The following is a 26,292-nucleotide window of genomic DNA, read 5'->3' as shown; positions in this document are numbered from 1 at the left end:
CGTCGTGTTTGGTAAGCGTAGCGGAAACGATGGGGACGTGCGGGCACCCAAGCCCGCGTTTCAGGCGCCGGAGCCAGCCGGCGCGCCGGCGATGTCGCGCGAGTCCGTCGCACCGGCGATCTCGTCGCCGCCGCTGGCACCCAGCAAGCCACCGCCTGCCCCCGCCGTCGAAGCCCGCCGCTCCGACAACTACTACCAGGTCAAGGCGACGATCTTCGGCGCCCTGATCGAGGCGATCGACCTTGCCCAGCTCGCCAAGCTGGACAGCGAATCGGCGCGCGAGGAAATCCGCGACATCGTCAACGAGATCATCGCGATCAAGAACATCGTGATGTCGATCGCCGAGCAGGAGGAGTTGCTCGACGACATCTGCAACGACGTGCTCGGCTACGGCCCGCTGGAGCCGCTGCTGTCGCGCGACGACATCGCCGACATCATGGTCAACGGCGCAGGCACCGTGTTCATCGAAGTCGCCGGCAAGATCCAGCGCACCGGCATCCGCTTTCGCGACAACCAGCAGCTGCTCAACATCTGCCAGCGCATCGTCAGCCAGGTCGGCCGGCGCGTCGACGAATCCTCGCCGATCTGCGACGCCCGCCTCGCCGACGGTTCGCGCGTCAACGCCATCGTGCCGCCGCTGGCGATCGACGGGCCCGCGCTCACCATCCGCAAATTCAAGAAGGACAAGCTGACGCTGGAGCAGCTCGTCAAGTTCGGCGCGATCACCCCCGAAGGGGCGACCATCCTGCAGATCATCGGCCGCGTCCGCTGCAACGTGATCATTTCCGGCGGCACCGGCTCGGGCAAGACCACGCTGCTGAACTGCCTGACCAACTATATCGAGCACGACGAACGCATCATCACCTGCGAAGACGCCGCCGAGCTTCAGCTGCAGCAGCCGCATGTGGTGCGGCTGGAAACCCGGCCGCCGAACATCGAGGGCGAGGGCCAGGTGACGATGCGCGAACTGGTCCGCAACTGCCTGCGTATGCGCCCGGAGCGCATCATCGTCGGCGAAGTCCGCGGACCCGAAGCGTTCGATCTGTTGCAGGCCATGAACACCGGCCACGACGGCTCGATGGGCACGCTGCACGCCAACAATCCGCGCGAAGCACTGTCGCGCTGCGAATCCATGATCACCATGGGCGGCTTCTCGCTTCCGTCACGCACCATTCGCGAGATGATCTGCGCCTCGGTCGACATCATCGTGCAAGCGGCGCGCCTGCGCGACGGTTCGCGCCGCATCACGCACATCACCGAGGTGATGGGCATGGAAGGCGACACCATCATCACCCAGGATATCTTCCTCTACGACGTGGTCGGGGAAGACGCCAACGGCAAGATCATCGGCAAGCACCGCTCGACCGGCATCGGCCGGCCGCGCTTCTGGGAGCGTGCGCGCTACTACAATGAAGAGAAGCGGCTTGCGGCGGCGCTGGACGCTTCCGACGCCCCGGCGCCGGTCTAGGGGAACGCAGGATGCAGGCGCAAACTCTGGCTCTCGCCTTCCTCGCCGCCACGACGGTCGGCGGCATCGCTTGGGTCTTCCTGTACCCCTACCTTTCGGGGGAGAAGAAGGCCGAGTCGCGGCGCGCGTCGGTGGCGCGCAGCGAACCCACGACGACACGAAACGCCGACCGCACGCAACGCTCCCGCCGCGAGCAGGTAGAGGGATCGCTGAAGGAGCTCGAGGCGCGTCGGCAGAAGGACAAGAAAGTCCCGCTCGGCGTGCGCATCTCGCAGGCCGGACTGGAGTGGTCGGAGCAGAAATTCTGGATGATCTCCGGCGCCCTTGGCCTGTTCGGGTTCGGCGTGGCCTTCATGGTTGGCGGAGGCCTGCTCGGCGCGGCCGGCATCGGCTTTGCCATGGGTCTCGGCCTGCCGCGCTGGGTGCTCGGCTTCCTGAAGAAGCGGCGGGAAAAGGCGTTCCTGAAGTCGCTGCCTGACGCCGTCGACGTCATCGTGCGCGGCATCAAGGCCGGCCTGCCGCTGTTCGAATCGCTCAAGGCGGTCGTCAACGACGCGCCGGAGCCGCTGCGCAGCGAATTTCTCGCCATCATCGAGACCCAGGCGATCGGCATGCCGCTCGGCGAAGCCTGTGCCCGGCTCTACGAGCGGATGCCGCTGCCGGAGGCCAACTTCTTCGGCATCGTGATCGCGATCCAGCAGAAGTCCGGCGGCAATTTGTCGGAAGCGCTCGGCAACCTGTCGCGGGTGCTGCGCGACCGCAAGAAGATGGCCGAGAAGATCCAGGCGATGTCGATGGAAGCGAAGGCCTCCGCCGCCATCATCGGCTCGCTGCCGCCGATCGTGATGATCCTCGTGTTCCTGACGACGCCGGACTACATCGCCCTGCTGTGGACCAATTCGATGGGCCAGCTCATGCTGGTGGCCTGCGCGATCTGGATGTCGATGGGCGTGCTGGTGATGAAGAAGATGATCAACTTCGATTTCTGACGGTGCAGCATGATTGATATTCTGGTCGCCAAGCTCCACGACGTCAGGTTCATGACCATGCTGCTTGCCTTCTTCGCGGCAAGCGCGACGGTCTACACGCTGGTGATGCCGCTGCTCGCCGGCGGCGATCTCAACAAGCGCATGAAGGCGGTCGCCAGCGAGCGCGAGCGCCTGCGGCAGCGCGAGCGCGACCGTCTCTCCAAGTCGGAAAAGGTGACGCTGCGCCAGACGCCGAAGCAGGCCGTCTCCAAGATGGTGGATGACCTGAACCTCACCAAATGGCTGGCCCAGGAAGCGGCGATCGAGAAGCTGGTGATGGCGGGCTATCGCGGCCACGCTCCGTATGTCTATTTCCTGGCAGCGCGGGCGGTCACGCCGATCCTGATGCTGATCGGCGCGATCATCTATACGTTCTTCATTGCCGGCGCGAACTGGTCGCTCACGCTCAAGATCGGCATTTGCGTCGGCGCGGCCTATGCCGGCCTGCAGGCGCCGATGCTGTTCCTGAAGAACGCGATCTCCAAGCGCCAGCTCCAGATCAAGCGCGCGTTCCCGGATTCGCTCGACCTGCTGCTGATCTGCATCGAGTCGGGCATGTCGGTCGAGGTCGCGTTCCGGAAAGTGGCCAACGAGATCGCCGGGCAATCGGTCGCGCTGTCGGAGGAGTTTGCGCTGACGACCGCGGAACTGTCCTATTTGCAGGATCGCAAGACCGCCTACGAGAACCTGGCGCGCCGCACCGGCCTCGAAGGCGTGAAGTCGGTGTGCATGGCCTTGCAGCAGTCCGAACGCTACGGCACGCCGCTCGGCCAGAGCCTCCGCGTGATGGCGCAGGAAAACCGCGACATGCGGATGAACGAGGCCGAGAAGAAGGCCGCGGCACTGCCGCCCAAGCTGACGGTACCGATGATCCTGTTCTTCCTGCCCTGCCTGTTCATCGTGATCCTCGGCCCGTCCTACATCAAGATCGCCACGATGCATTGAGTTGCCTCGCCTGCGCCGGCTGCCTCTCTCCTTCCCTCTGAAAGGGGGAAGGCCGGGATGGGAGTCAGCCGCAGACACCGCTCCTCGTGGAGAGATGATCCCCACCCGCTTTGCTCTCACGAGCAAAGCGACCTCCCCTTTTCAAGGGGCGGTGGAGCTGCCGCGTTTGGTTTAGTCGTCCTTGGCGACGACCGGCGCCGCACGCGACGCGGTCCGCGGGCCGTCCTTGCGGTTCAGCATGTCGCGGAGATAAGCGACGTTGGCCGCGGCCTCATCCGACGGCAGGTCGGCCTTGACGATCGTTTCCGCCTCCGCGAAGCGGCCCTGCAGGCCGACGACCAGCGCAAGGTTCTGCCGGATCCGGGTGTCGGCGCGAGCGCTGGCGTAGGCCTGGCGCAGCGTCTCTTCCGCTTTCGGCAAATCCTTGGTCAGCATGTAGGACAAGCCGAGATTGGACAGCACCGACGGCTCGTCCGGAGCCAGCCTGAGCGCACTGGCGTAATAGCGCCGCGCCTCCTCGTGCCGGTTCATCTTGTCGAGCGTGGTGCCCTGCACGGACAGGATCCGCCAGTCCGGATTGTCCGGGCTGTGCGCGCGGCTCAGCACGTCGAATGCAGCCTGCGAATTGCCGTTGTCGGCCAGCGCGCGGCCATAGGCGGCGAGCAGCGCCTTGTTGCCGGGGTTGGCGATCGTGGCCTGCTCGAGCACGGCGCAGGCCTGCGAGCGCTGGCCGGTCATGCGCAGGGCCTGGCCGTAGGCGACCGCGGCAGCGACATCCTTGGGATTCTTGCGATAGCGCTCGCCATAGGCCTCGACGGCCCGGCGCGGATCATCGGGCGTGGGATCGGACCGCGACGTGATCGATCCCGCCACGTCGGACATGGTCTGGCAACCGCCAAGCCCTGCGGCCAGGACCGCCAGAAGGGCTGCGAAAGCAAGATGCCGGGTCAGATTGGACTGTCGACACATGGCACTGTGACTCACGAAATCGGGCGAACGGTTCCAGCCGAGCGTGCCAGCAATAGACTGTTAACCCTAACGTCTGGTTAACTGGCGGCGCCGGCAGCCGACGCTCCGGTTCCGGCCTGCACGGCGCGTGAACCGTTGGCGCGCTACCATCCATGGCGAAAGGCGTGTAGTAGCCCACCAACGACGCCAGAACCGAGAGCCGCATGCCATCCGTGTTCGAGACCGCCACGACCGCCGCCACGCCGATCACCTTCGTCACCAAGGCGACATGGGATGCGATTCAGGGCGAGCTGCCGGCGCCGGCGCGCCAGTTCGCGGCGGCCAATGGCTTCGTGGCCAAGGCGGGAAAATTGCTCGTCCTGCCGGCGGCAGACGGCGGCATCGCGCAGGTGCTGTTCGGTCTCGAGGACGACGACCACAAGGCGCGCGATCCGTTCCGGCCCGGCGCCCTGCCCGGCCTGCTGCCGCCCGGCGTCTACCGCTTCGCCAATGCGCCGCACGACACCAGACTTGCCGCGCTCGCCTTCGCGCTCGGCTGCTATCGCTTCGGCCGGTATCGCACCAACAAGGCTCCCGAAGTCCGGCTGGTGCCGCCCGACGGCGTCGACACGGCGGAGATCACCCGGATGGCGGATGCCGCGGCGCTGGCGCGCGATCTCATCAACACGCCGTCCAACGACATGGGACCGGCCGAGCTCGCTGAGGTGGCGCGCGACCTCGCGACGCGGTTCGGCGCTGCCTTCAATTGCATCGACGGCGACGAGCTCGCCCAGAACTTCCCGCTGATCCACGCCGTCGGCATGGCGTCGACGCGGTCGCCGCGATTGATCGAGCTGAGCTGGGGCGACCCCGCCCATCCGAAGGTGACGCTGGTCGGCAAGGGTGTCTGCTTCGACACCGGCGGGCTCGATCTCAAGCCTTCGAGCGGCATGCTCATCATGAAGAAGGACATGGGCGGCGCCGCCAACGTGCTGGCGCTGGCCCAGATGGTGATGGACGCGAAGCTCAAGCTGCGGCTGCGCGTGCTGATCCCGGCGGTCGAGAACGCAGTTGCCGGCAACTCGTTCCGCCCGCTCGACATCTTCAAGTCGCGCAAGGGCATCACCGTCGAGATCGGCAACACCGACGCCGAAGGGCGGCTGGTGCTCGCCGACGCGCTAGCGCTCGCCGACGAGGAGACGCCCGATCTTTTGGTCGATCTGGGCACGCTGACCGGCGCCGCGCGGGTGGCGCTGGGCCCGGATCTGCCGCCGTTCTACACCAATGACGAGGCGCTCGCCGGCGACGTCGCATCTTGTGCGAAGAGCGAGAACGACCCGCTCTGGCGGATGCCGCTGTGGCCGGCCTACGACGCCTGGCTCGACTCCAAGACCGCCGACATCACCAACGCACCGTCAGGCGGTTTCGCGGGCTCGATCACCTGCGCGCTGTTCCTGCAGCGCTTCGTCGAGCACGCGAGGAGCTGGCTGCACGTCGACATCTACGGCTGGACGCCGTCGGCAAAGCCCGGCCGTCCCGAAGGCGGCGAGTGCCAGGCGGCGCGCGCGATCTACAAATTGCTGAGCCAGCGCTATGCATGACCCCCGTGTGACACCGGCCCGCGACGACCTCGCGGCGAAATATCTCGAGGGCAAGGTCCAGGCGTTGCGCTTCGTCGAAGGCGAAGTGCTCGAGGTCGGCGACGCCATCGCGCCGCTACGCCAGGCGCCGGCGAGCGATGCCGAACAGATGACGCAGGCGCTCCGGGGCGAGCGCGTCACGGTGTACGATCGCAACGGCGAAGGCTGGGCCTGGGGCCAGCTCGCCGATGACGGCTATGTCGGCTGGATTCCCAAGGCCGCGCTGGCCAAGCCCGGCGCCGCCCCGACGCACAAGGTCACGGCGCTGCGCACGCTGGCGTATCCGGGCCCGTCGATCAAGCTGCCGCCGGTCGAGGCACTGGCGATGGGGACAAAGCTCGCCATCGTCCGCGAGGACGGTGCGTTCGCGGTGACTCGCGAGGGCTGGCACCTGCCACGCCGGCATCTCGCGCCGCTCGACACGATGGCAGGCGATTTCGTCGCGATCGCCGAGCAATTCGTCGGCACACCGTATCTATGGGGCGGCAAGTCGAGTCTCGGGATCGATTGCTCAGGCCTGGTGCAGATCGCGCTGACCGCCGCCGGCACCGGCTGCCCGCGCGACAGCGACATGCAGCAGGAAGGCCTCGGCCGCGAATTGACGGCGGCGGAATCCAAGCAGCTGCAGCGCGGCGACCTGATCTTCTGGAAGGGCCATGTCGCCATCGTGCGCGACGCGACCACGATCGTGCACGCCAACGCGCATCACATGGCAACGGTGGTGGAGAACACGCAGGCCGCGATCGCGAGGATCAGAGCGGCCGGCAGCGAAGTCCTGGCGATCAAGCGGCTTTAGCCCATCTTGTAGGATGGGTAGAGCGAAGCGAAACCCATCAAGCTGCTACCGCGCGGAAAAAAATGATGGGTTTCGCTGCGCTCTACCCATCCTACGAAGCTCGTTACGTCGCCACCGCCCCGTCGCCGGCCGCTTCGATGCGGAACGCGGCGGCGAACAGCGCGCGGGTGTAGTCGCTCTTCGGATTCTTGAACAGCTCAGAGGCCGGTCCCTCCTCCTCCACCATGCCCGATTTCATCACGATCAGATGGCTCGCCAGCGAGGCGACCACGCGCAGATCGTGCGAGATGAACATGTAGGTGAGATCGCGCTTGCGCTGCAGGTCGCGCAACAGGTCGACCATCTGAGCCTGCAGCAGCATGTCGAGCGCGCTGGTCGGCTCGTCCAGCACGACGAAGTTCGGCTCCAGCACGACCGCGCGCGCGATCGAGATGCGCTGGCGCTGGCCGCCGGAGAATTCGTGCGGATAGCGGAAGCGCCAGTCCGGATCGAGCCCGACATCCTTCAATGCCTTGATCACCCGCGCCTCGCGCTCCTCGCGCGACAGCTGCTTCTGGTGCACCTCAAGGCCCTCGGCAATGATGTCGGCCACCGACATGCGCGGGCTGAGCGAGCCGAACGGGTCCTGGAACACGATCTGCATGTCGCGGCGGAACGGCCGCATCTGCTTGAAGCGCAGGCCCTGGATGTCGTTGCCGAGGAAAACGATCGGACCATCGGACGAAATCAGCCGGAGCAGCGCGAGCCCGAGTGTGGTCTTGCCGGAGCCGGATTCGCCGACCACGCCGAGCGTCTCGCCCTTGCGCACCGCGAGGCTGACGCCATCGACCGCCTTGATGTGGCCGACGGTCGAGCGCAACAGCCCGCGCTTGATCGGAAACCAGACCTTGAGATTGTCCGCCGACATCACGACCGCTGCGCCCGGCTGCGGCGGCGCCGGATCGGGCTTCGGCTCGGCCGCGAGCAGCGCCTGGGTATAGGCGTGCTTCGGCGCGGTGAAGACCTGCTCGACCGGCCCCTGCTCGACGATCTTGCCGTTGTTCATCACGCAGACCGTGTCGGCGATGCGGCGGACGATGCCGAGGTCGTGGGTGATGAACAACAGGCTCATGCCGAGCCGCGCGCGGATCTCGGCCAGCAGCGCCAGGATCTGCGCCTGCACGGTGACGTCGAGCGCGGTGGTCGGCTCGTCCGCGATCAAAAGATCGGGCTCGTTGGCGAGCGCCATCGCGATCATCACGCGCTGGCGCTGGCCGCCGGACAATTGATGCGGATAGCTCTTGAGCCGGGTCTCCGGCTCGGGGATGCCGACCTGGCCCAATAGCTCCAGCGTCCGCGCCCGCGCCGCCGCGCCACTGACGCCCCTGTGCAGGGACAGGATCTCGCCGATCTGGGTCTCGATGGTCTGGAGCGGATTGAGCGAGGTCATCGGCTCCTGGAAGATGATCGAGATGTCGTTGCCGCGAACCTCGCGCATCTGCTGATCGGACGCGGTCAGGAGGTCGCGGCCGCGGAAGCGGATCGCGCCTGAGGGATGCGAGGCCGTCGGATAGGGCAGCAGCTTCAGCACCGACAGCGCGCTGACGGATTTTCCCGAGCCGGATTCGCCGACCAGCGCGACGCACTCGCCGCGCTTGATCGAGAACGAGATGCCGTCGACCGCAAGCGAGCGGCCGAAGGCGACCGAGAGGTCGCGGACATCGAGCAAAGGCTGGTTGATCGCGTCCATGCCTCAGCCCTTCGAGAACGTCTTGCGTGGATCGAAGGCGTCGCGCGCGGCTTCGCCGATGAAGATCAGCAGCGACAGCATGATCGCGACCGAGAAGAAGCCGGTGAGGCCGAGCCACGGCGCCTGCACGTTGGCCTTGCCCTGCGACAGCAACTCGCCGAGCGAGGGCGAGCCGGGCGGCAGGCCGAAGCCGAGGAAATCCAGCGCCGTCAGCGTCATCACCGAGGACGAGACGATGAAGGGCAGGAAGGTCATGGTCGCGACCATCGCGTTCGGCAGCAGATGGCGGAACATGATCACGCCGTTGGAGACGCCAAGCGCGCGCGCCGCCTGGATGTATTCGAAATTGCGGCCGCGCAGGAACTCGGCGCGCACCAGCCCGACCAGCGAGACCCAGGAGAATAGCAGGAGGATGCCGAGCAGGATGAAGAAGCCCGGCGGCAGCACCGCCGAGATGATCAGCAGCAGATAGAGCGAGGGGATCGCGGTCCAGATCTCGATCAGCCGCTGGAAGATGAGATCGGTCCAGCCGCCGAAATAGCCCTGCACGCCGCCCGCGGCGATGCCGATGATCGAGGACAGGATGGTCAGCGTCAGGCCGAACAGCACCGAGATGCGGAAGCCGTAGATCAGCCGCGCGACCACGTCGCGGCCCTGATCGTCGGTGCCGAGCCAGTTGTATTCGAGGTCGCGGCAGCCGGTCAGGCCCTTGCGCTTGACCACGTCCTTGCACTGCTCTTCGGTCAAGAGCCAGGTCGGCTTCGACGGCACCGCCGTCGGCGGGTCGAGGTTGCGGCTGTCGTAGGAGTAGCGGATCGGCGGCCAGATCATGCTGCCGCCCTTGGCGGCGATCTGCTTCTGCAGGTAGGGATCGCGATAATCGGCCGCGGTCTCGAAGTCGCCTCCGAAGGTGGTCTCGGCATAGGTGAACACCACCGGCCAGTAGAGACGGCCGTCATATTTGACGACCAGCGGCTTGTCGTTGGCGATGAAATTGGCAAACAGCGACGCCACGAACAGCACGAGGAAGATCCAGAACGACCAGTAGCCGCGGCGATTGGCCTTGAAGTTCTGCCAGCGTCGCTTGTTCAGCGGCGACGGCGAAAAGGCGTGGTGCGTGGCGGGCACCGTTTCGCCGAGCGGCGATTGCGTCGTGGTCTCGACCGGCTGGGGCGCGAGCATCGTCATCAGACCTCCCGCGCTTCGAAGTCGATCCTGGGATCGATCCACATATAGGCGAGATCGGAGAGCAGATTGACCACCAGTCCGACCAGCGAGAAGATGAACAACGTCCCGAACACCACCGGATAGTCGCGGTTCAACACGCTCTCGAAGCCAAGCAGGCCGAGCCCGTCGAGCGAGAAGATGGTTTCGATCAAGAGCGAGCCGGAGAAGAACGCGTGAATGAACGCGCCCGGGAAGCCTGCGATCACGATCAGCATGGCGTTGCGGAAGATGTGGCCGTACAGCACCTGGCGCTCGCTGCAACCCTTGGCGCGCGCGGTCATCACATATTGCTTGCGTATCTCGTCGAGAAACGAATTCTTGGTCAGCAGGGTCATGGTGGCGAAGGCGCCGAGCGCCATCGACACCAGCGGCAGCGTCAGGTGCCAGAAATAGTCGATAATCTTCCAGTACCAGGGGAATTGCGACCAGCCGTCCGAGGTCAGGCCGCGCAGCGGGAAGATGTTGAGGAACGAGCCGCCGGCAAACAGCACGATCAGGAGGATCGCGAACAGGAAGCCCGGGATCGCAAAGCCGATGATGATCACCGCCGAGGTCCAGGTATCGAACCGCGAGCCGTCCTGCACCGCCTTGCGGATGCCGAGCGGGATCGAGATAAGATAGGTCAGCAGCGTCATCCAGATGCCGAGCGACATCGAGACCGGCAGCTTCTCCTTGATCAACTGCAGCACGCTGACACTGCGGAAATAGCTGTTGCCGAAATCGAACCGCGCGAAATTCCAGACCATCAACGCGAACCGCTCGGGCGCCGGCTTGTCGAAGCCGAACTGCACCTCGAGCTTCTTGATGAAATCCGGGTCGAGCCCCTGCGCGCCGCGGTATTTCGAATTGATGGCCGCGCCTGCGCCCGCGCCCTGGCCGCGCTGCGCGCCGAAATCGCCGCCGCCTCCCGACACGCGCGATGTGCCGCCGGTGTCGGCGCCGTTGATCTGCGCGATGACGCGCTCGACCGGACCGCCGGGAGCAAACTGCACGACCACGAAGGAGACGAACAGGATGCCAAGCAGCGTCGGCAGCATCAGGAAGATACGTCGGGCGATATAGGCGCTCATCGGCTACTTCGCCTGCTCGAGCTTCGCGGCCTTGGCCGCATCATACCACCAGTTCTCCGGGGCGCCGACGCCCGCATATTTCGCCGGCTTCTCCGGATGCCCGAACTGGTCCCAATAGGCGACACGGTGCTTGTTAGAATACCATTGTGGCACCCAATAGCGGCCGGCACGGAAGACGCGATCGAGCGCGCGGCAGGCAAAGGTTAAGTCCGCCCGCGTCTCGGCAGCGATAGCTTTTTCGATCAATGCGTCGATCGCCGGGTTGGCAACGCCCGCCAGATTGTAGGAGCCCTTGGTGGTCGCAGCCTGGGACGAGAAGTAAGGCCTCAGGCTGTCACCCGGCGTCGCCGACATGGATATACGCTGGGTCGTCACCTCAAAATCGAAAGCCTCAACACGCGCACGATACTGCACTGCGTCGATCTGCCTGATGTTGGCATCGATGCCAAGCGGCTTGAGATTCTTGATGAAGCTGGCGTGATGCGGCTGGAAAGTCGGCTCATCTAGCAGGAACTCGATCGTAAGCGGGTCGCCGTTAGGCAATCGCCGCTTGCCATCCTTGACGACGCATCCTGCATCGTTGAGCAACTGCGTCGCCTTTCGCAGCAGTGCGCGGTCCTGTCCCGATCCATCCGACACCGGCGGCACAAAGGGCTCGCCGAACACCTCATCCGGCACTTGGCCGCGGAATGGTTCGAGCAGTTTCAATTCCTCGGGCGAAGGTAGTCCACTAGCCACCATGTCCGAATTCTGGAAAGGCGAGACGCTGCGCGCGTAAGCGTCGTACATGATGGTCTTGTTGGTCCATTCGAAATCGAAGGCATAGATTAGCGCTTCGCGAACGCGCGGGTCTTTGAACTTGTCGAGACGGGTGTTAATGAACCAACCCTGCCCACCGGACGGTGTTTCGTCCGGCAATGTCTCGCGCTTGACCCGCCCGTCCTTGATAGCCGGGAAATCGTACCGCGTCGCCCAGACACGGGACGTGAATTCCTCGCGAAACAGATAATTTTTGCCTGTGAAGCCTTCGAACGCGACATCGCGATCACGGTAGAACTCGTAGCGCACGGTGTCGAAATTGTAACTGCCGCGATTGACCGGCAAGTCGGCTGCCCACCAATCCTTGAGGCGGTTATACTCGACGTAACGATTGACCTCGAACTTGCCGACCATGTACGGCCCGGAGCCGAGCGGAACTTCGAGCGTGGACTCATCAAACTGCCGCTTCGCGTAATAGGCCTTCGAGAAGATCGGCAGACCCGCAACATAAAGCGGCACGTCGCGCGCGCGATTAGGCGCGAAGGTCACGATCACGGTGCCGTCGTCGGGCGCCTCGGCCTTCACGAAATCGCGCAGTTGCACCACGATCAACGGATGCCCCTTCTCCTTCAGCGTATTGAGCGAGAACGCGACATCCTGCGCAGTCAGCTTCGAGCCGTCGTGAAAGCGAGCCTCGGGCCGCATCGTGAAGCGGTAGGTGAGCTTGTCGGGAGAAATCGAGACCGATCTTGCGGCCAGGCCGTACATCGCGTCAGGCTCATCACCCGCGCGTGCCATCAACGAATCGAAGGTCATCTCCATGCCCTTCGCGCCTTCACCCTTGAGGATGAACGCGTTGAACGAACTGAACGTAAAGAAGGACTGGTTGTAGGCACGGGTCGAAGGGATCATTGAGAACGCCCCGCCCTTCGGCGCCTTCGGATTGACGTAGTCGAAGATCTTGAAATCCGCCGGATATTTCAGGTCGCCGAACACCGACATGCCGTGCATCTCGGTTCCGTTGTCGGCCACCGCCGGCGCAGCACGCAAGCCTGCAGCACTCAACGCACCGATGCCGAGGCCGAGTGCGTGCCGACGGGAGAATAGCGCCATGCGCGAATCCTTGAGTTTTATGAACGCTTGAGCTTGGCCGCCTTGTCGGCGTCGTACCACCAAAGATTTGGGAATCCCGAAACAGCGTATTTCGGCAGCGGGTCGGGATGGCTGAAGCGATCCCAATAGACATAGCGCTGCTTGTCGTAATTGAAGTGTGGAACAAGATAGAAGTTCCAGAGCAAAACCCGATCCAGCGCCTTCGCGGCGGCGACCTGATCGGCGCGGCTGGTGGCGAAGATGATGCGTTCGATGATGGCATCGACCGCCGGATTCTTGATGCCGGGAAGATTGTTCGAGCCGGGCCGGTCGGCCGCCTGCGAACCGAAATTGTCGCGCTGCTCGTTGCCGGGCGAGATCGATTGTCCCCAGACCTGGGTCACCATCTCGAAATCGAAATCGCGCACCCGGTTCTGATACTGCACCGTGTCGACCGCGCGCAGATTAACGGTGATGCCGAGGCGCTCCAGGCTCGGCTTGTAGAACAGTGCGATCCGCTCCATGCCGGAATCGCCACTGTTGCCGAGGATCTCGACCGTGAACGGCTGGCCTGAGGAATCCACCAGTTTGCGGTCGCGGATCTCGAAGCCGGCTTCCTTCAACAGCCGCGTCGCCTCGCGCAGATTGGCGCGCACGTTTTCCGGCGTGCCTCCGACCGGATCCTTGTAGGGCGTCGTGAAGACTTCCGGCGGCACCTTGTCGCGTAGCGTCTCCAGGATCTCGAGCTCCTTGCCCTCCGGCAGGCCGGTCGCCATCAAATCGGGGATGCCGTCGAAATAGCTTGAATCGCGATGATAGTCGCCGGTCGAAAGCACGCGGTTCATCTCTTCGAAATCGAACGCACAGTTGAAGGCGCGGCGCAGTCTGGGGTCGGCGAATTTCGGGCGCCTCAGGTTGAACACCCAGCCCTGCATCCGGCCTTGATTGCGGACGGTGAAGAGCTCCTTGAGCAGCCGTTTCTCACGCACCGGCGGAACGTCGTAGGCCGACGCCCACTCCTTCGCGCTGCGCTCGCCGTACCAATCGAACTGGTCGGCCTTCAGCGCCTCGCGCGCGACGGTGTCGTCGCGGAAATATTCGTAGCGCAGCTCGTCGAAATTGTTCTGTCCGATCGCGATCGGAATATCCTTGCCCCAGTAGTCCTTGACGCGCTCGAGCACCACCGATCGTCCGGCAACGAACTCCTTGATCCGGTAGGGACCCGAGCCAAGCGGCGGCTCCAGCGTGCTCGCGGTGATGTCACGCTTCTTGCCCTGCGCGTCGGTGCCTTCCCACCAATGCTTGGGCAGGATGACGAGCTGACCGGTGATCATCGGCAGCTCGCGGTTGCCCGGGCTGTCGAAGGTGAACTTGATGTCGCGATCGCCGACCTTCTCGGCCTTTTCGATGTGCCGGTAGTAGGCGCTGAACATCGGGCTGTTCGCCTTCCACGCCTCGAACGAGAAGATCACGTCCTCCGGCGTGACCGGCTTGCCGTCGTGCCAGCGTGAGCCGGGCCGCAGGCGGTAGATCACGTAGGAGAAATCGTCGGGGAAGGCTGCCGCCTCGGCGAGTTCGCCGTAATACGTATCGGGCTCGTCGAGCGAGGCCTCCATCAGCGAATCGTAGATGCGGGTGACGGAAGAGGCGACCGTGCCCTTCAACCCCGCAACGACCAGGTTGAAGCTGTCATAGGTGCCGGGCTGGAACAGCCGCACCACGCCGCCCTTCGGCGCGTCCGGCTTGACATAGTCGTAGCGCTTGAAGTCGGCGGGATATTTGATTTCGCCGTAGGTCGAGAGGCCGTGCCGCCATTTCAGCCCGTTGGGGGCTTCGTCGGCGAAGGCCGGCGTGATCGCCGACAGGCCGGGGGTGAGTCCGAGCGCCGGAGCCATTGCCGCCAGTGCGCTGCCTTGAAGGAGGTGTCGTCGGGTGATCGCCAAATTCGGTCTTCCTGCTTGCGGCCCCGCTTACATGGGACCCAATATAAGGCAACGGTTCGACAAATTACGTTGCTTTTTCCTCATGATATTGGCCCGGGAACAATATCGGTGCGGCGAAACGTCCCGATAACAACCCCGCGACAGCGGATTCCCCATGCGAAAACGGCCAGGCATTGCCTGGCCGTTTCATCCACATGCTTGCGCGAAGCAAATCGTTACTTCGAGGCGGTCGGGAGCGGAGCCGGGTGCTCCGAGTTCGAATTCAGATAGGCGATGATGTCGGCGCGCTCGCTGTCCTTCGGCACGCCGGCAAAGCCCATCGCGGTGCCCGGGATGAAGCCTTTAGGGTTGGTCAGGAACTTGTTGAGGTCGTCGAACGACCATTCGCCGCCCTTGCCCTTCATCGCGGCCGAGAAATTGAAGCCACGGCCCTCGCCCTTCTTCTCGCCGACGACGCCGAACAGGTTCGGACCGACGCGGTTGGGACCGCCCTTCTCGAAGGTGTGGCAGGCCTGGCACTTCTTGGCGGCCGCCGCGCCCTTCTCGACGGAAGCGGTCTGCAGCAGCTTCTCGATCGGCTCGGATGCGGCCGCAGCGGCCTCGCCGCCACCGCCATGGGACTCTTCCTTCACAGCGATCTCAAAACCCGGCTTCTCCGGCAGCTTCGGCGCGAATTTCGCGCTGGCGGCAAAGCTCATCACCAGGACGACGATGCAGGTGCCGAGAACCGCACCGAGGATTTTGTTGAGTTCGAAGGAGTCCATTTTGGGTCAGGCTCCGGGCCTTGAATGTCGACTTCAGGCCGGGAATACGGCCGCGGGGAAAGACCTGGGAATCGGCCTTATCGCACCGCCCCAAGCAGGGTTGAGATATCGGTTTGCCCGCGCTCTGGCAACCCGTATAAACGCGCCGAATTCAACCTCCTCCCCGGCAATTTCCGCAGGCCGGACGGGCTCCGACACGAATGACCCAACCCCGTACCCTGGTGCTGATTCCGGCCCGCATGGCCGCCACTCGCCTTCCGGGAAAGCCGCTGCTCGAGATCGCCGGCGTGCCGATGATCGTCCATGTGCTGCGGCGGGCCGAGGCGGCGGGCATCGGCCGGGTTGCGGTTGCGACCGACACGGCCGAGATCGCTGCAGCGGTGAAGGCTGCGGGCGGCGAGGTCGTAATGACCCGTCCCGACCATCCGTCCGGCTCGGACCGGATTTATGAAGCGATGACGACCCTCGACCCCGACGGCCATGCCGAGATCGTGGTCAATCTGCAGGGCGATTTCCCGACCATCAGCCCCGAGACCATCCGCAGCGTGATGCCGGCGCTCGACGATCCCGCAGTCGACATCTCGACCCTGGCCTCGCGCATCCATACCGAGGAGGAGGATCAGGCCCCCAGCGTCGTCAAGGCAGTCGGCTCGCCGATCGGGCCGAACCGGTTGCGCGCGCTGTATTTCACCCGCGCCACCGCGCCTTATGGCGACGGGCCGCGCTACCATCATATCGGCCTCTACGCCTACCGCCGCGCCGCGCTGGAGCGGTTCGTGGCGCTGCCGCCCTCGCCGCTGGAGCAGCAGGAAAAGCTCGAGCAACTCCGCGCGCTGGAGGCCGGGATGCGGATCGACGTCACCATCGTCGATACCGTCCCGCGCGGCGTCGACACCCCGGCCGATCTCGAAACCGCCCGCAGAATACTTTCCAACGCCTGACCGGCTGGTAAAAGGCCACCCATGACCAAGAAGCTGAAAATCGCGTTCCAGGGCGAGCCTGGCGCCAATTCCCATATCGCGATCGTCGAGGCCTATCCCGACGCCGAGCCGATGCCCTGCCCGACCTTCGAGGACGCGCTGGCCGCGATTTCCTCGGGCGAGGCCGATCTCGGCATGATCCCGATCGAGAATTCGGTCGCCGGCCGCGTCGCCGACATCCACCATCTGTTGCCCGCTTCGGGCCTGTTCATCGTCGGCGAATGGTTCTTGCCGATCCGCCATCAGCTGATGGCGATCAAGGGCACCAAGCTCGCCGACATCAAGAGCGTGGAGAGCCATGTCCACGCGCTCGGCCAGTGCCGCCGCGTCATCCGCAAGCTCGGCATCAAGCCGATCGTCGCCGCCGACACCGCCGGCAGCGCCCGCGACATCTCCGAGCGCGGCGACAAGAGCGTGGCGGCGATCGCCTCCCGCCTCGCCGCCGACATCTACGGTCTCGACATTCTCGCCGAGGACATCGAGGACGAGGCCCACAACACCACCCGCTTCGTGGTGCTGGCGCGCGAGGCCAAGTGGGCCACGCAGGGTTCGGGGCCGCTGGTCACGACTTTCGTTTTCCGGGTGCGCAATTTGCCCGCCGCGCTGTACAAGGCGCTGGGCGGCTTTGCCACCAACGGCGTCAACATGACCAAGCTCGAAAGCTACATGGTCGACGGCAATTTCTTCGCCACGCAATTCTATGCCGATGTCGACGGTCACCCCGATGAGCGCGGCCTCGCGTTCGCGATCGAGGAATTGAAATTCTTCTCGCGCGAATTCCGCATCGTCGGCGTCTATCCCGGCCATCCGTTCCGCGCGACTTTCAGCGAGACGCAGGATTGACGCAGTCATTCCGGGGCACGCGAAGCGTGAACCCGGAATCTCGAGATTCCGGGTTCGATGCTGCGCATCGCCCCGGAATGACGGGGTCAAGCCGCCGCCGTCTTCGCAAGCCCGAACGCCTCGGCGAGCAGGCTGTACGACTTCTTCCGCGCGGCATGGTCGTAGACCGCTGATATCACCATCAGCTCGTCGGCCTGGGTCGCCGCGATCAGCGGCTCCAGCTTCGTCATCACGGTTGCGGGGCTGCCGACGAAGAGGCGGGCGCGGTTGCGCTTGATCGAGGCGCGCTCGGCGTCGGTATAGGGATAGGCCTCTGCCTCCTCGACGCTCGGCAGCGGCAGATACTGGCCGCGGTCGCGGCGCAGCCGGTTGAGATCCATCGACAGCGCAAGCCGCTCGGCTCCAGCGTCGGTCTCCGCCGCAACAACCGCAACCGCCAGAATCGCCTGCGGCGTCGCACGCCAGCCCGACGGCTTGAAATGCGCGCGGTAGTTCGTCATCGCCGCAATTGCATCGTGAGTGGCAAAATGATGCGCGAATGCAAAGCCCATCCCGACCTGGGCCGCGAGTTCGGCGGAATAGTCGCTCGAGCCGAGCAACCAGATCGGCGGCAGCGGCGAATCATCCGGCATCGCCACCACATTGTTGTAGGGATGGCCGGGCGGGAAATCGCGCGTCTCCCACAAGGTCAGCTCGTGCAGCCGCTCGAGGAAATCATCGCCTTCGCGGCGATCGAGCCGGCTGCGCAGTGCGTAGGCGGTGGCGCCGTCGGTGCCGGGCGCGCGGCCGAGGCCGAGATCGATGCGGCCGGGAAACAGCGCCTCCAGCATCTTGAAGCGCTCGGCGACGACCAGCGGCGCGTGGTTGGGCAGCATCACGCCGCCGGAACCGACACGGATATGCTCCGTCACCGCCGCGATCTGCCCGATCATCAGATCAGGCGCCGGGCTCGCGACTGAAGCGAGGTTGTGGTGCTCGGCGAGCCAGTAGCGGACGTAGCCAAGGCCATCGACATGGCGCGCCAGATCGATGCTGTTGCGGAGCGCAGCGGCCGGCCTGGTGCCGGTGGTGACGACGGACAGGTCGAGGACGGAGAGCGGAATCATGGCCGTCAACCTAGTGTGGCGCCACGAGGCGACAAAGGCCCCGGCCGCGCAGACCAGTCCCGCGGCGGAACGCCGGCGCCGGCAGCCGTCGGCTTTGGGACGATACGCAATGATTCATCATTGTACCACGCTACCCACAATCGATTTCGCTCTCCAATCAATTGCAAGCCATTTCCTTTATTTATATTTTTCAATACGTTAATTTCATTTTCGGCGAAGTCGGCGACTGCCCACCGAACGTTCCAGATAGTCAATTTTTGCCGAATCTGCGCCACGAATGGGCAATTTCCCATATCCGATGGGCTGTTTGATCCGACGCGTTTGGCTTATCTTGGGGCCTTCATATCCAGGCCGGATGTCTGCCCTCCAGTTGCGGAGCCTTTGCGTATCATGACCGAGACCATTTCCTCCGTGCCGAACGCACCACGTGCGCCCAAAGCGCCGAAAATCTCCTTCGAGTTCTTCCCGCCGAAGACCGAGGAGATGGAGCGCAATCTCTGGGAGACCATCAATCGCCTGGCGCCGCTGACGCCGAACTTCGTCTCGGTCACCTACGGCGCCGGCGGCTCGACCCGCGAGCGCACCCATTCGACCATCACCCGCATCCTGCGCGAGACCGATCTGCTGCCGGCCGCGCATCTGACCTGCGTCAGCGCCTCGCGCGGCGAGATCGACGACATCGTCGACCGCTATCATGAGGTCGGCGTCCGTCACATCGTCGCGCTGCGCGGCGATCCGCCCGGCGGCATCGGCACGCCCTACTTCACCCATCCGGACGGCTACCAGAGTTCGGCCGAACTCGTCACCGGGATCAAGAGGCGCCACGCCGACATCGAGATTTCGGTGTCCGCCTATCCCGAGAAGCATCCGGAAGCGAAGGATTTCGACGCCGACATCGACACGCTGAAGGCCAAGGTCGACGCCGGCGCGACGCGCGCGATCACCCAGGTGTTCTTCGACAACGACCTCTACCACCGCTATGTCGACCGGGTGCGCGCGCGCGGCATCGAGATTCCGATCGTGCCGGGCATCATGCCGATGCACAATTTCAAGCAGGCGCGCAATTTCGTGACGCGCGCCGGCACCAGCGTGCCGGACTGGCTCGCCGAGAAGTTCGAGGGCCTCGACAACGACGCCGAGACTCGCAAGCTGGTTGCCGCCACCGTCGCCGCCGGCCAGGTGCAGAAGCTGTTCAAGCACGGCGTCGACACCTTCCACTTCTACACCATGAACCGCGCGGACCTCGTGTTCGCGATCAGCCACCTGCTCGGCATCCGGCCGAACGGTGCCCAGAAAGCTGCCTGACACATGTCCGTTCCCGTTTCCCCCAAGCGTAACGCTTTGCTCGCGGCTGCCCGCGAGCGCATCCTGGTGCTCGACGGCGCCATGGGCACGATGATCCAGGGCCTGCAGTTCGACGAAGCCGCCTTCCGCGGCGCGCGGTTTGCGGACTTCCACCGCGACATCAAGGGCAACAACGATCTACTGATCCTGACCCAGCCCGATGCGATCACGGACATCCACGCCGCATATCTGCGCGCCGGTGCCGACATCGTCGCGACCAACACCTTCTCCTCGACCTCGATCGCGCAGGCCGACTACGACATGTCGGACCTCGCCTATGAGCTGAACCTGCAGGGCGCCCGCCTGGCGCGCACCGCCGCCGAGCGGGTGAGCGCCGAGGACGGCAAGCCGCGCTTTGTCGCCGGCGCACTCGGCCCGACCAACCGCACCGCCTCGATCTCGCCCGACGTTTCCAATCCCGGCTATCGCGCGGTGACCTTCGACGATCTGCGCAAGGCCTATGGCGAACAGGCCAAGGGCCTGCTCGACGGCGGCGCCGATCTGCTGCTGGTCGAGACCATCTTCGACACGCTGAACGCCAAGGCGGCGCTGTACGCGATTTCCGAGATCATCGAGGAGCGCGGCATCGACGTGCCCGTGATGATTTCCGGCACCATCACTGACAAGTCCGGCCGCCTGCTCTCCGGCCAGTTGCCGGAGGCGTTCTGGCATTCGGTGCGGCACGCAAGGCCGATCACGATCGGCTTCAACTGCGCGCTCGGCGCCGAGGATCTGCGCGCGCATATCGCCGATATCGGCCGCGTCGCCGACACGCTCGTGTGTGCATACCCGAACGCCGGCCTGCCCAACGAATTCGGCCAGTATGACGAGACGCCGGACTACATGGCGCGGCTGATCGGCGAATTCGCGGCCGCCGGCCTCGTCAACATCGTCGGCGGCTGCTGCGGCACCACGCCCGACCATATCGCGGCGATCGCCAAGGCGGTCGCCCCGCACAAGCCGCGCGTGGTGCCCGAGATCGCACCGCGGCTCAGGCTCTCCGGCCTCGAGCCGTTCACGCTGACCGACGCGATCCCGTTCGTGAATGTCGGCGAGCGCACCAACGTCACCGGCTCGGCGCGCTTCCGCAAGCTGATCACCGCCGGCGACTACACCGCCGCGCTGCAGGTCGCGCGCGACCAGGTCGAGAACGGCGCCCAGGTCATCGACGTCAACATGGACGAGGGCCTGCTCGATTCCGAAGCGGCGATGGTGACGTTCCTCAACCTCGTCGCCGCCGAGCCCGACATCGCGCGCGTGCCCGTGATGGTCGATTCCTCGAAATTCCACGTCATCGAGGCCGGCCTGAAATGCATCCAGGGCAAGCCGATCGTGAACTCGATCTCGCTCAAGGAAGGCGAGGAGAAGTTCATCCATGAGGCGACCGTCGCCAGGCGCCACGGCGCCGCCGTGGTGGTGATGGCGTTCGACGAGACCGGCCAGGCCGACACGTTCAAGCGCAAGACCGAGATCAGCAAGCGCGCCTACGACATCCTGGTCGACCGGCTCGACTTCCCGCCCGAGGACATCATCTTCGATCCGAACATTTTTGCGATCGCGACCGGCCTCGAGGAGCACAACAATTACGGCGTCGACTTCATCGAGGCGGCGCGCTGGATCCGGGCGAACCTGCCGGGCGCCCACATCTCCGGCGGCGTCTCCAATTTGTCGTTCTCGTTCCGCGGCAACGAACCGGTGCGCGAGGCGATGCACTCGGTGTTCCTGTATCACGCGATCCATGCCGGCATGGACATGGGCATCGTCAATGCCGGGCAGATGATCGTCTACGACGACATCGATCCCGAGCTGCGCCAGACCTGCGAGGACGTCATCCTCAACCGCGATCCCGGCGCCTCCGAGCGGCTCTTGGCGCTGGCCGAGAAATTCCGCGGCAAGGAGAAGCAGACCAAGGAGCAAGATCTCGCCTGGCGCGAATGGCCGGTCGAGAAGCGGCTGTCCCACGCGTTGGTGCACGGCATCACCGAGTTCATCGAGCAGGACACCGAGGCCGCCCGCCAGAACGCGTCCCGTCCGCTCGACGTCATCGAGGGGCCGCTGATGGCCGGCATGAACGTGGTCGGCGACCTGTTCGGCGACGGCAAGATGTTCCTGCCGCAGGTCGTGAAGTCGGCCCGCGTGATGAAGCAGGCGGTCGCCTATCTGATGCCGTTCATGGAGGAGGAGAAGGCGCGCAACCTCGCCAACGGCATCACCGGCGGCCGCAACGCCGCGGGAAAGATCGTGCTCGCGACGGTGAAGGGCGACGTCCACGACATCGGCAAGAACATCGTCGGCATCGTGCTCCAGTGCAACAATTTCGAGGTCATCGACCTCGGCGTCATGGTGCCTGCCAACAAGATCATCGAGACCGCGAAGGCCGAAGGCGCCGACATCATCGGCCTGTCCGGCCTGATCACGCCCTCGCTCGACGAGATGAGCTTCCTCGCCGGCGAGCTGCAACGGCAGGGCATGAACCTGCCGCTTTTGATCGGCGGCGCCACCACGAGCCGCGTGCACACCGCCGTGAAGATCGACCCGAACTATCCGGGCGGCCCGGTCGTGCACGTCAATGACGCGAGCCGTGCCGTCGGCGTTGCCTCCTCGCTGCTGTCGGCCGAGAGGAGGCAGGCCTACGCCGCCGAGGTACGCGCCGAATACGCAAAAATCTCGACGGCGCATTTCCGCGCCCAGGCCGACAAGAAGCGGCTGAAGCTTGGCGAGGCCCGTGCCAACAAGGTCGCGATCGATTTTGCGGCGGCGCCGCCGAAAAAGCCGGCCTTCTTCGGGCTGAAGAGCTTCGACGCCTACGATCTCGCCGAGCTCGCCGACTACATCGACTGGACGCCGTTCTTCCAGACCTGGGAGCTGACCGGCCGCTTCCCGGCGATCCTCGACGACCCCAAGGTCGGCGAAGTCGCCCGCTCGCTCTATGCCGACGCGCGCAAGATGCTGAACACCATCATCAAGGAGAAGTGGTTCACCGCCCGCGCCACCGTCGGCTTCTGGCCGGCGAACGCCGTCGGCGACGACATCGAGGTCTATGCCGACGAGACGCGGAAGCAGAAGATCGCGACCTTCCATACGCTGCGCCAGCAGCTCGAGAAGCGCGAGGGCCGCTTCAACGCCGCGCTGTCCGACTTCATCGCGCCGAAAGAAACCGGCATCGCCGACTATATCGGCGGCTTCGTCGTCACCGCGGGGATCGGCGAGGATGCGGTCGCCGACCGCTTCAAGAACGCCAATGACGACTACTCCTCGATCCTGTGCAAGGCGCTGGCCGATCGCCTGGCCGAAGCCTTCGCCGAACGCATGCACCAGCGCGTGCGCAAGGAGTTCTGGGCCTATGCGCCCGATGAGACCTGGTCGGCGGACGAACTGATCCTCGAGAAATATGACGGCATCCGCCCGGCGCCGGGCTATCCGGCGCAGCCCGACCACACCGAGAAGCGGACGCTGTTCGCGCTGCTCGATGCCGAGAACACCGCCGGCGTGAAGCTGACCGAGAGCTTTGCGATGTGGCCGGGCTCGTCGGTCTCGGGCCTGTACTTCTCGCATCCCGAAAGCTTCTACTTCGGCGTCGGCAAGATCGAGCGCGACCAGGTCGAGGACTACGCCACGCGCAAGGCCATGACGGTCGCCGAGATCGAGCGCTGGCTGGCGCCGGTCTTGAACTACATCCCCTCGCAGGACGGCGCCAAGGGATCGGCAATCGCGCCCGCCGCAACGCCCGCCAACGACGCGGAGCTGGCCTCGCATCCGCAGGGCTGCACCTGCGCCGTGCATCTCGCCTGGCGCAAGAAGAAGGTGGGGGCTGGGTAGGCCTCCTCGACACGTGTCATCGCCGGGGTTGACCCGGCGATCCATCTTCAAAAACACTTCTGAAGATTGATGGATGCCCGGGTCAAGCCCGGGCATGACGTATTGGAGTGCCGTAGCCCGGATGCAGCGAAGCGTAATCCGGGATAGACTGCGACGGAACGACGGACCGGCCCCGGATTTCGCTTGCGCTTCATCCGGGCTTCTGTAACGGGCCTTGGTTAGTCAATCCCTTTTCGCGTCATCCACTCGCCGGGCACTTGCTTCTGTACGGGATCGGCGCGAAGGCCGTCGCCTGATGGGGTGCATTGAGGAGCCGGCCGGCCAATCTACGGATTGCGTGGTCGTGAGCCACTTCCCGGATGGCGGCCTGACCGGATCCATCGTCCCAGCGGAGGGACTTCGCTCGGGGAGAGCCTGGTGTCGTGGCCCGCCCGGAACCGATTGCTGCTCCTGGCTAGATGGCCTTGGTCATCGGGTTGAACGGTTTGGTGTCGGCGAGCATGCGATGCAGGATCACGGCGAGCTTGCGAGCCAGCGCTACCTTGGCCTTGCGCATGCCTGCGCGCCGGGCGATCCGCATCGCCCAGCTCTTCAATGCCGAGCAATTCTTGACCGGCTTGGTCAGCATGACGTGAGCTGCCTGGTAGAGTGCCTCGCGCACGGAGGCATCCCCGATCTTGCTGATGCGGCCGGTGTAGTCGGTCTCACCGGACTGGTACTTCTTCGGGGTGAGCCCAAAGTGGGCTCCCGTGGCCTTCGAGGAGCGGAAGCGCTTCGGGTCGTCGATCGCCGCGGCATAGGTGAGCGCCACGATCGGACCAACGGACGGCGTTGTCATCAGGAGCTTGGCGGATGGATGCGTCCTGGCGAGCTTCTGGGTGTGCTTGTCCAGGCTCTTGAACTCCCGCAGCAGCACCGCATGGGCTTGGAGCAGCGCCGCCGCGACCAACTCCAGTCCGGGATGGCCGGTCACGAGCTCGCGGATGCGTCCGGCGAACGTGCGCTCGGTGGTCGCACCGACCTTCAGGCCAAAACCGCGAAGTATGCCGCGCAGGCTGTTCTCGACATCGCGAAGCTTGGATTGCAGCAGCTTGCGCGCCGTCAGGATGGCGCGGGTCTCCTGCGCCGCGACCGACTTGCAGTGCACCGGCCGGAACCAGCCGAGCCGCATCAACTGCGCGATCCGGCGGGCATCGTTGCGGTCCGTCTTCACCGGCATCGACTTGAAGGCTTCGCGAACGTGCCGCGTTTCCAGCAGCTCGACCGCAAGCCCTGCGTCTCGCAGACCCGCATACAGCCATTGCGACAAGGGGCCTGCCTCCAGCCCGATCCGTTCCAGTACCAGACCCAGCGACCGGAACCAGGCGATCAGCGCCGCCGGCTCGCTCGCAACCTTCGTCTCGCGCAAAATCTTGCCTGTCCCATCGACAAGGCAAACGCTCGAGCATTCCAAAGACACGTCAATTCCTGCATAGTGGTACATGGTCGTCCCTTAATGATGCTTGGAGCGGGCTTGCCCGACTCCGTTGAACACCATCAGTTTGAGGGACGACCGCCTTCCAACCAACAGGCCGCTCGCGAGCGCGCTTCCAAATTGCGCCGTAGCGAGCGGGCGGCCGGCCCGTTACCCCATCTACGGGTCTGGATAGACAGACCTTTCTTCCCTTCTCCCCTTGTGGGAGAAGGTGTCGCGGACAAAGTCCGCGACGGATGAGGGGTCTCTATCCGCGGAGACAGACCCCTCACCCGTCCGCGATGCCTTGCATCGCGTCCACCCTCTCCCACAAGGGGAGAGGGGAAGAAATGCGGGGTGCACTCCATGCAGTTCTTCTCGTTCTGGCGCTCGCTGGCGAGCTTTCGGGTGCGGGTCGCGCTCAACCTCAAGGGCGTCGCCGCCGACGTCGTCTTCGTCGATCTCGATGCGGACGCGCATCGCACCGATGCCTACCGCAAGATCAATCCGCAGATGGCGCTGCCGGCGCTGGTGACCGACGACGGCACGGTGCTGTTCCAGTCGCTCGCGATCATCGACTGGCTCGACGAGACTTTTCCGACGCCACCGCTGCTGCCGGCGGATGCGCTCGGCCGCGCCCGGGTGCGCGGGCTGGCGCTGATCGTCGCCTGCGAGGGCCATCCGCTGCTGACGCCGCGGGTGCGGCGCTATCTCGACCGCGAGCTCGATCTGCGCGACAGCCAGCAGAACGCGTGGCGGCGGCACTGGACGGTCGAGACGCTGGCGGCGCTCGAGGGCCACCTCGCCGGCCACAAGGCGACCGGCCGGTTCTGTCACGGCGATGCGCCCACCCTTGCCGACATCTGCCTGGTCGGCCACGTCACGGCGGCGATCAACCAGCAGATCAGCCTGTCGCCCTGGCCGACCGTGAAGCGCATCCACGAGACCGCCATGGCGCTGCCGGAATTCGCCAAGGCGCATCCGTCCGCGCAGCCGGATACACCGGAAGCGATGCGGCCGAAGTAGTTTGCGGACGCGCTGCAAAGGACAGGCAGAGACGCAAACGTGTGCGCGGTTCTCTCGATCGTCGTGCCGGCGAAGGCCGGGACCCATACTCCGCGGCAGTTGTTGTGGAGGCGACTCGTCGTTGCAGCACTGCTCAACGATGACCATCGGTGGTTATGGGTCCCTGCTTTCGCAGGGACGACACACCGAATGTGTGGCGTCGTCTGTGACACACTTCCGCATTCTCGCGACATGATTTGTCCGAGTTTTGTCTTTCTTTTCCGCCCTCTCTTGAACAGACGGCGCAGGGAAAGCCGGGTGCCGATCGCACCC

19 protein-coding genes are annotated in these 26,292 nt (G+C 64.8%); 10 read left to right on the top strand and 9 right to left on the bottom strand.

Annotated elements, in window-relative coordinates; all coding sequences use genetic code 11:
- The first annotated feature begins 4 nt into the window (after window positions 1-4).
- The 3 genes from ACVMDN_RS41780 to ACVMDN_RS41770 are packed head-to-tail and all read left to right on the top strand — an operon-like array spanning window position 5 to window position 3,441.
- On the top strand, window positions 5-1,468 hold the full coding sequence (locus tag ACVMDN_RS41780; protein ID WP_057016114.1) for a CpaF family protein: 1,464 nt from the start codon (window positions 5-7) through the stop codon (window positions 1,466-1,468).
- An 11-nt stretch (window positions 1,469-1,479) separates the two neighbouring features.
- Window positions 1,480-2,457 (top strand): type II secretion system F family protein, encoded by a 978-nt coding sequence (locus tag ACVMDN_RS41775; protein ID WP_057016113.1) that lies wholly within the window; start codon window positions 1,480-1,482, stop codon window positions 2,455-2,457.
- A gap of 9 nt (window positions 2,458-2,466) precedes the next feature.
- Window positions 2,467-3,441: a type II secretion system F family protein gene (locus ACVMDN_RS41770; RefSeq protein WP_038387579.1), complete on the top strand. Its 975-nt coding sequence runs from the start codon at window positions 2,467-2,469 to the stop codon at window positions 3,439-3,441.
- Window positions 3,442-3,612: 171 nt separating this feature from the next.
- Here the strand turns inward: ACVMDN_RS41770 and ACVMDN_RS41765 are convergent, their stop codons facing one another.
- The gene (locus ACVMDN_RS41765; protein ID WP_076824879.1) at window positions 3,613-4,410 is read right to left on the bottom strand and encodes a tetratricopeptide repeat protein; all 798 of its coding nucleotides are present in this window, start codon (window positions 4,408-4,410) and stop codon (window positions 3,613-3,615) included.
- 203 nt (window positions 4,411-4,613) lie between these two features.
- On the opposite strand from ACVMDN_RS41765, the gene ACVMDN_RS41760 reads away from it, so the two are divergent.
- Together ACVMDN_RS41760 and ACVMDN_RS41755 are read left to right on the top strand one after the other, a co-directional pair.
- Entirely contained in the window at window positions 4,614-5,990 is a 1,377-nt protein-coding gene (locus tag ACVMDN_RS41760; protein ID WP_076824877.1) for a leucyl aminopeptidase family protein, read from the top strand.
- Window positions 5,983-6,825, top strand: a complete 843-nt coding sequence (locus ACVMDN_RS41755; RefSeq protein ID WP_076824875.1) for a C40 family peptidase — start codon at window positions 5,983-5,985, stop codon at window positions 6,823-6,825. The genes ACVMDN_RS41760 and ACVMDN_RS41755 overlap by 8 nt, the downstream gene beginning before the upstream one ends.
- A gap of 103 nt (window positions 6,826-6,928) precedes the next feature.
- On the opposite strand, the gene ACVMDN_RS41750 is transcribed toward ACVMDN_RS41755, so the two are convergent.
- The 6 genes from ACVMDN_RS41750 to ACVMDN_RS41725 form a co-directional block, all read right to left on the bottom strand.
- On the bottom strand, window positions 6,929-8,554 hold the full coding sequence (locus ACVMDN_RS41750; RefSeq protein WP_456835796.1) for an ABC transporter ATP-binding protein: 1,626 nt from the start codon (window positions 8,552-8,554) through the stop codon (window positions 6,929-6,931).
- 3 nt (window positions 8,555-8,557) lie between these two features.
- Window positions 8,558-9,742 carry an ABC transporter permease gene (locus ACVMDN_RS41745; protein ID WP_057016108.1) on the bottom strand — a complete coding sequence of 395 codons (1,185 nt, stop codon included), beginning with the start codon at window positions 9,740-9,742 and terminating at the stop codon, window positions 8,558-8,560.
- Window positions 9,742-10,851, bottom strand: a complete 1,110-nt coding sequence (locus ACVMDN_RS41740) for a microcin C ABC transporter permease YejB (RefSeq protein WP_057016107.1) — start codon at window positions 10,849-10,851, stop codon at window positions 9,742-9,744. The genes ACVMDN_RS41745 and ACVMDN_RS41740 overlap by 1 nt, the downstream gene beginning before the upstream one ends.
- Window positions 10,852-10,854: 3 nt before the next feature.
- The gene (locus ACVMDN_RS41735) at window positions 10,855-12,723 is read right to left on the bottom strand and encodes an extracellular solute-binding protein (RefSeq protein ID WP_076824871.1); all 1,869 of its coding nucleotides are present in this window, start codon (window positions 12,721-12,723) and stop codon (window positions 10,855-10,857) included.
- A gap of 17 nt (window positions 12,724-12,740) precedes the next feature.
- Window positions 12,741-14,597 carry an extracellular solute-binding protein gene (locus ACVMDN_RS41730; RefSeq protein ID WP_076824869.1) on the bottom strand — a complete coding sequence of 619 codons (1,857 nt, stop codon included), beginning with the start codon at window positions 14,595-14,597 and terminating at the stop codon, window positions 12,741-12,743.
- A gap of 263 nt (window positions 14,598-14,860) precedes the next feature.
- Complete coding sequence (locus ACVMDN_RS41725) at window positions 14,861-15,409, bottom strand: c-type cytochrome (protein ID WP_028342300.1); 549 nt, start codon at window positions 15,407-15,409, stop codon at window positions 14,861-14,863.
- Window positions 15,410-15,609: 200 nt separating this feature from the next.
- Here ACVMDN_RS41725 and ACVMDN_RS41720 point away from each other — a divergent pair, with 200 nt between their 5' ends.
- Window positions 15,610-16,350, top strand: coding sequence for a 3-deoxy-manno-octulosonate cytidylyltransferase (locus ACVMDN_RS41720; RefSeq protein WP_076824867.1), 741 nt, complete (start codon window positions 15,610-15,612; stop codon window positions 16,348-16,350).
- A gap of 21 nt (window positions 16,351-16,371) precedes the next feature.
- Window positions 16,372-17,232: a prephenate dehydratase gene (locus ACVMDN_RS41715; RefSeq protein ID WP_076824865.1), complete on the top strand. Its 861-nt coding sequence runs from the start codon at window positions 16,372-16,374 to the stop codon at window positions 17,230-17,232.
- An 86-nt stretch (window positions 17,233-17,318) separates the two neighbouring features.
- Here ACVMDN_RS41715 and ACVMDN_RS41710 read toward each other — a convergent pair whose 3' ends face one another.
- A complete protein-coding gene (locus ACVMDN_RS41710) occupies window positions 17,319-18,338 on the bottom strand; it encodes an LLM class flavin-dependent oxidoreductase (RefSeq protein WP_076824863.1) in 1,020 nt (339 codons plus the stop codon).
- Between the two features lie 390 nt (window positions 18,339-18,728).
- Between ACVMDN_RS41710 and metF the strand changes: the two genes are divergently transcribed.
- Window positions 18,729-19,643 (top strand): methylenetetrahydrofolate reductase [NAD(P)H], encoded by a 915-nt coding sequence (metF, locus tag ACVMDN_RS41705; protein ID WP_057016102.1) that lies wholly within the window; start codon window positions 18,729-18,731, stop codon window positions 19,641-19,643.
- Between the two features lie 3 nt (window positions 19,644-19,646).
- Window positions 19,647-23,501 (top strand): methionine synthase, encoded by a 3,855-nt coding sequence (gene metH, locus ACVMDN_RS41700; RefSeq protein ID WP_076824861.1) that lies wholly within the window; start codon window positions 19,647-19,649, stop codon window positions 23,499-23,501.
- Between the two features lie 454 nt (window positions 23,502-23,955).
- Here the strand turns inward: metH and ACVMDN_RS41695 are convergent, their stop codons facing one another.
- Window positions 23,956-24,984 (bottom strand): IS110 family RNA-guided transposase, encoded by a 1,029-nt coding sequence (locus ACVMDN_RS41695; RefSeq protein ID WP_057016162.1) that lies wholly within the window; start codon window positions 24,982-24,984, stop codon window positions 23,956-23,958.
- A gap of 336 nt (window positions 24,985-25,320) precedes the next feature.
- Here ACVMDN_RS41695 and maiA point away from each other — a divergent pair, with 336 nt between their 5' ends.
- Entirely contained in the window at window positions 25,321-25,980 is a 660-nt protein-coding gene (gene maiA, locus ACVMDN_RS41690; RefSeq protein WP_076832309.1) for a maleylacetoacetate isomerase, read from the top strand.
- Window positions 25,981-26,292: the final 312 nt, after the last annotated feature.

The sequence above is a fragment of the Bradyrhizobium sp. USDA 4510 genome, from assembly GCF_054059095.1.
Note: the sequence above shows the minus strand (reverse complement) of the source record. Positions and strands in the feature narration are given on the sequence as shown.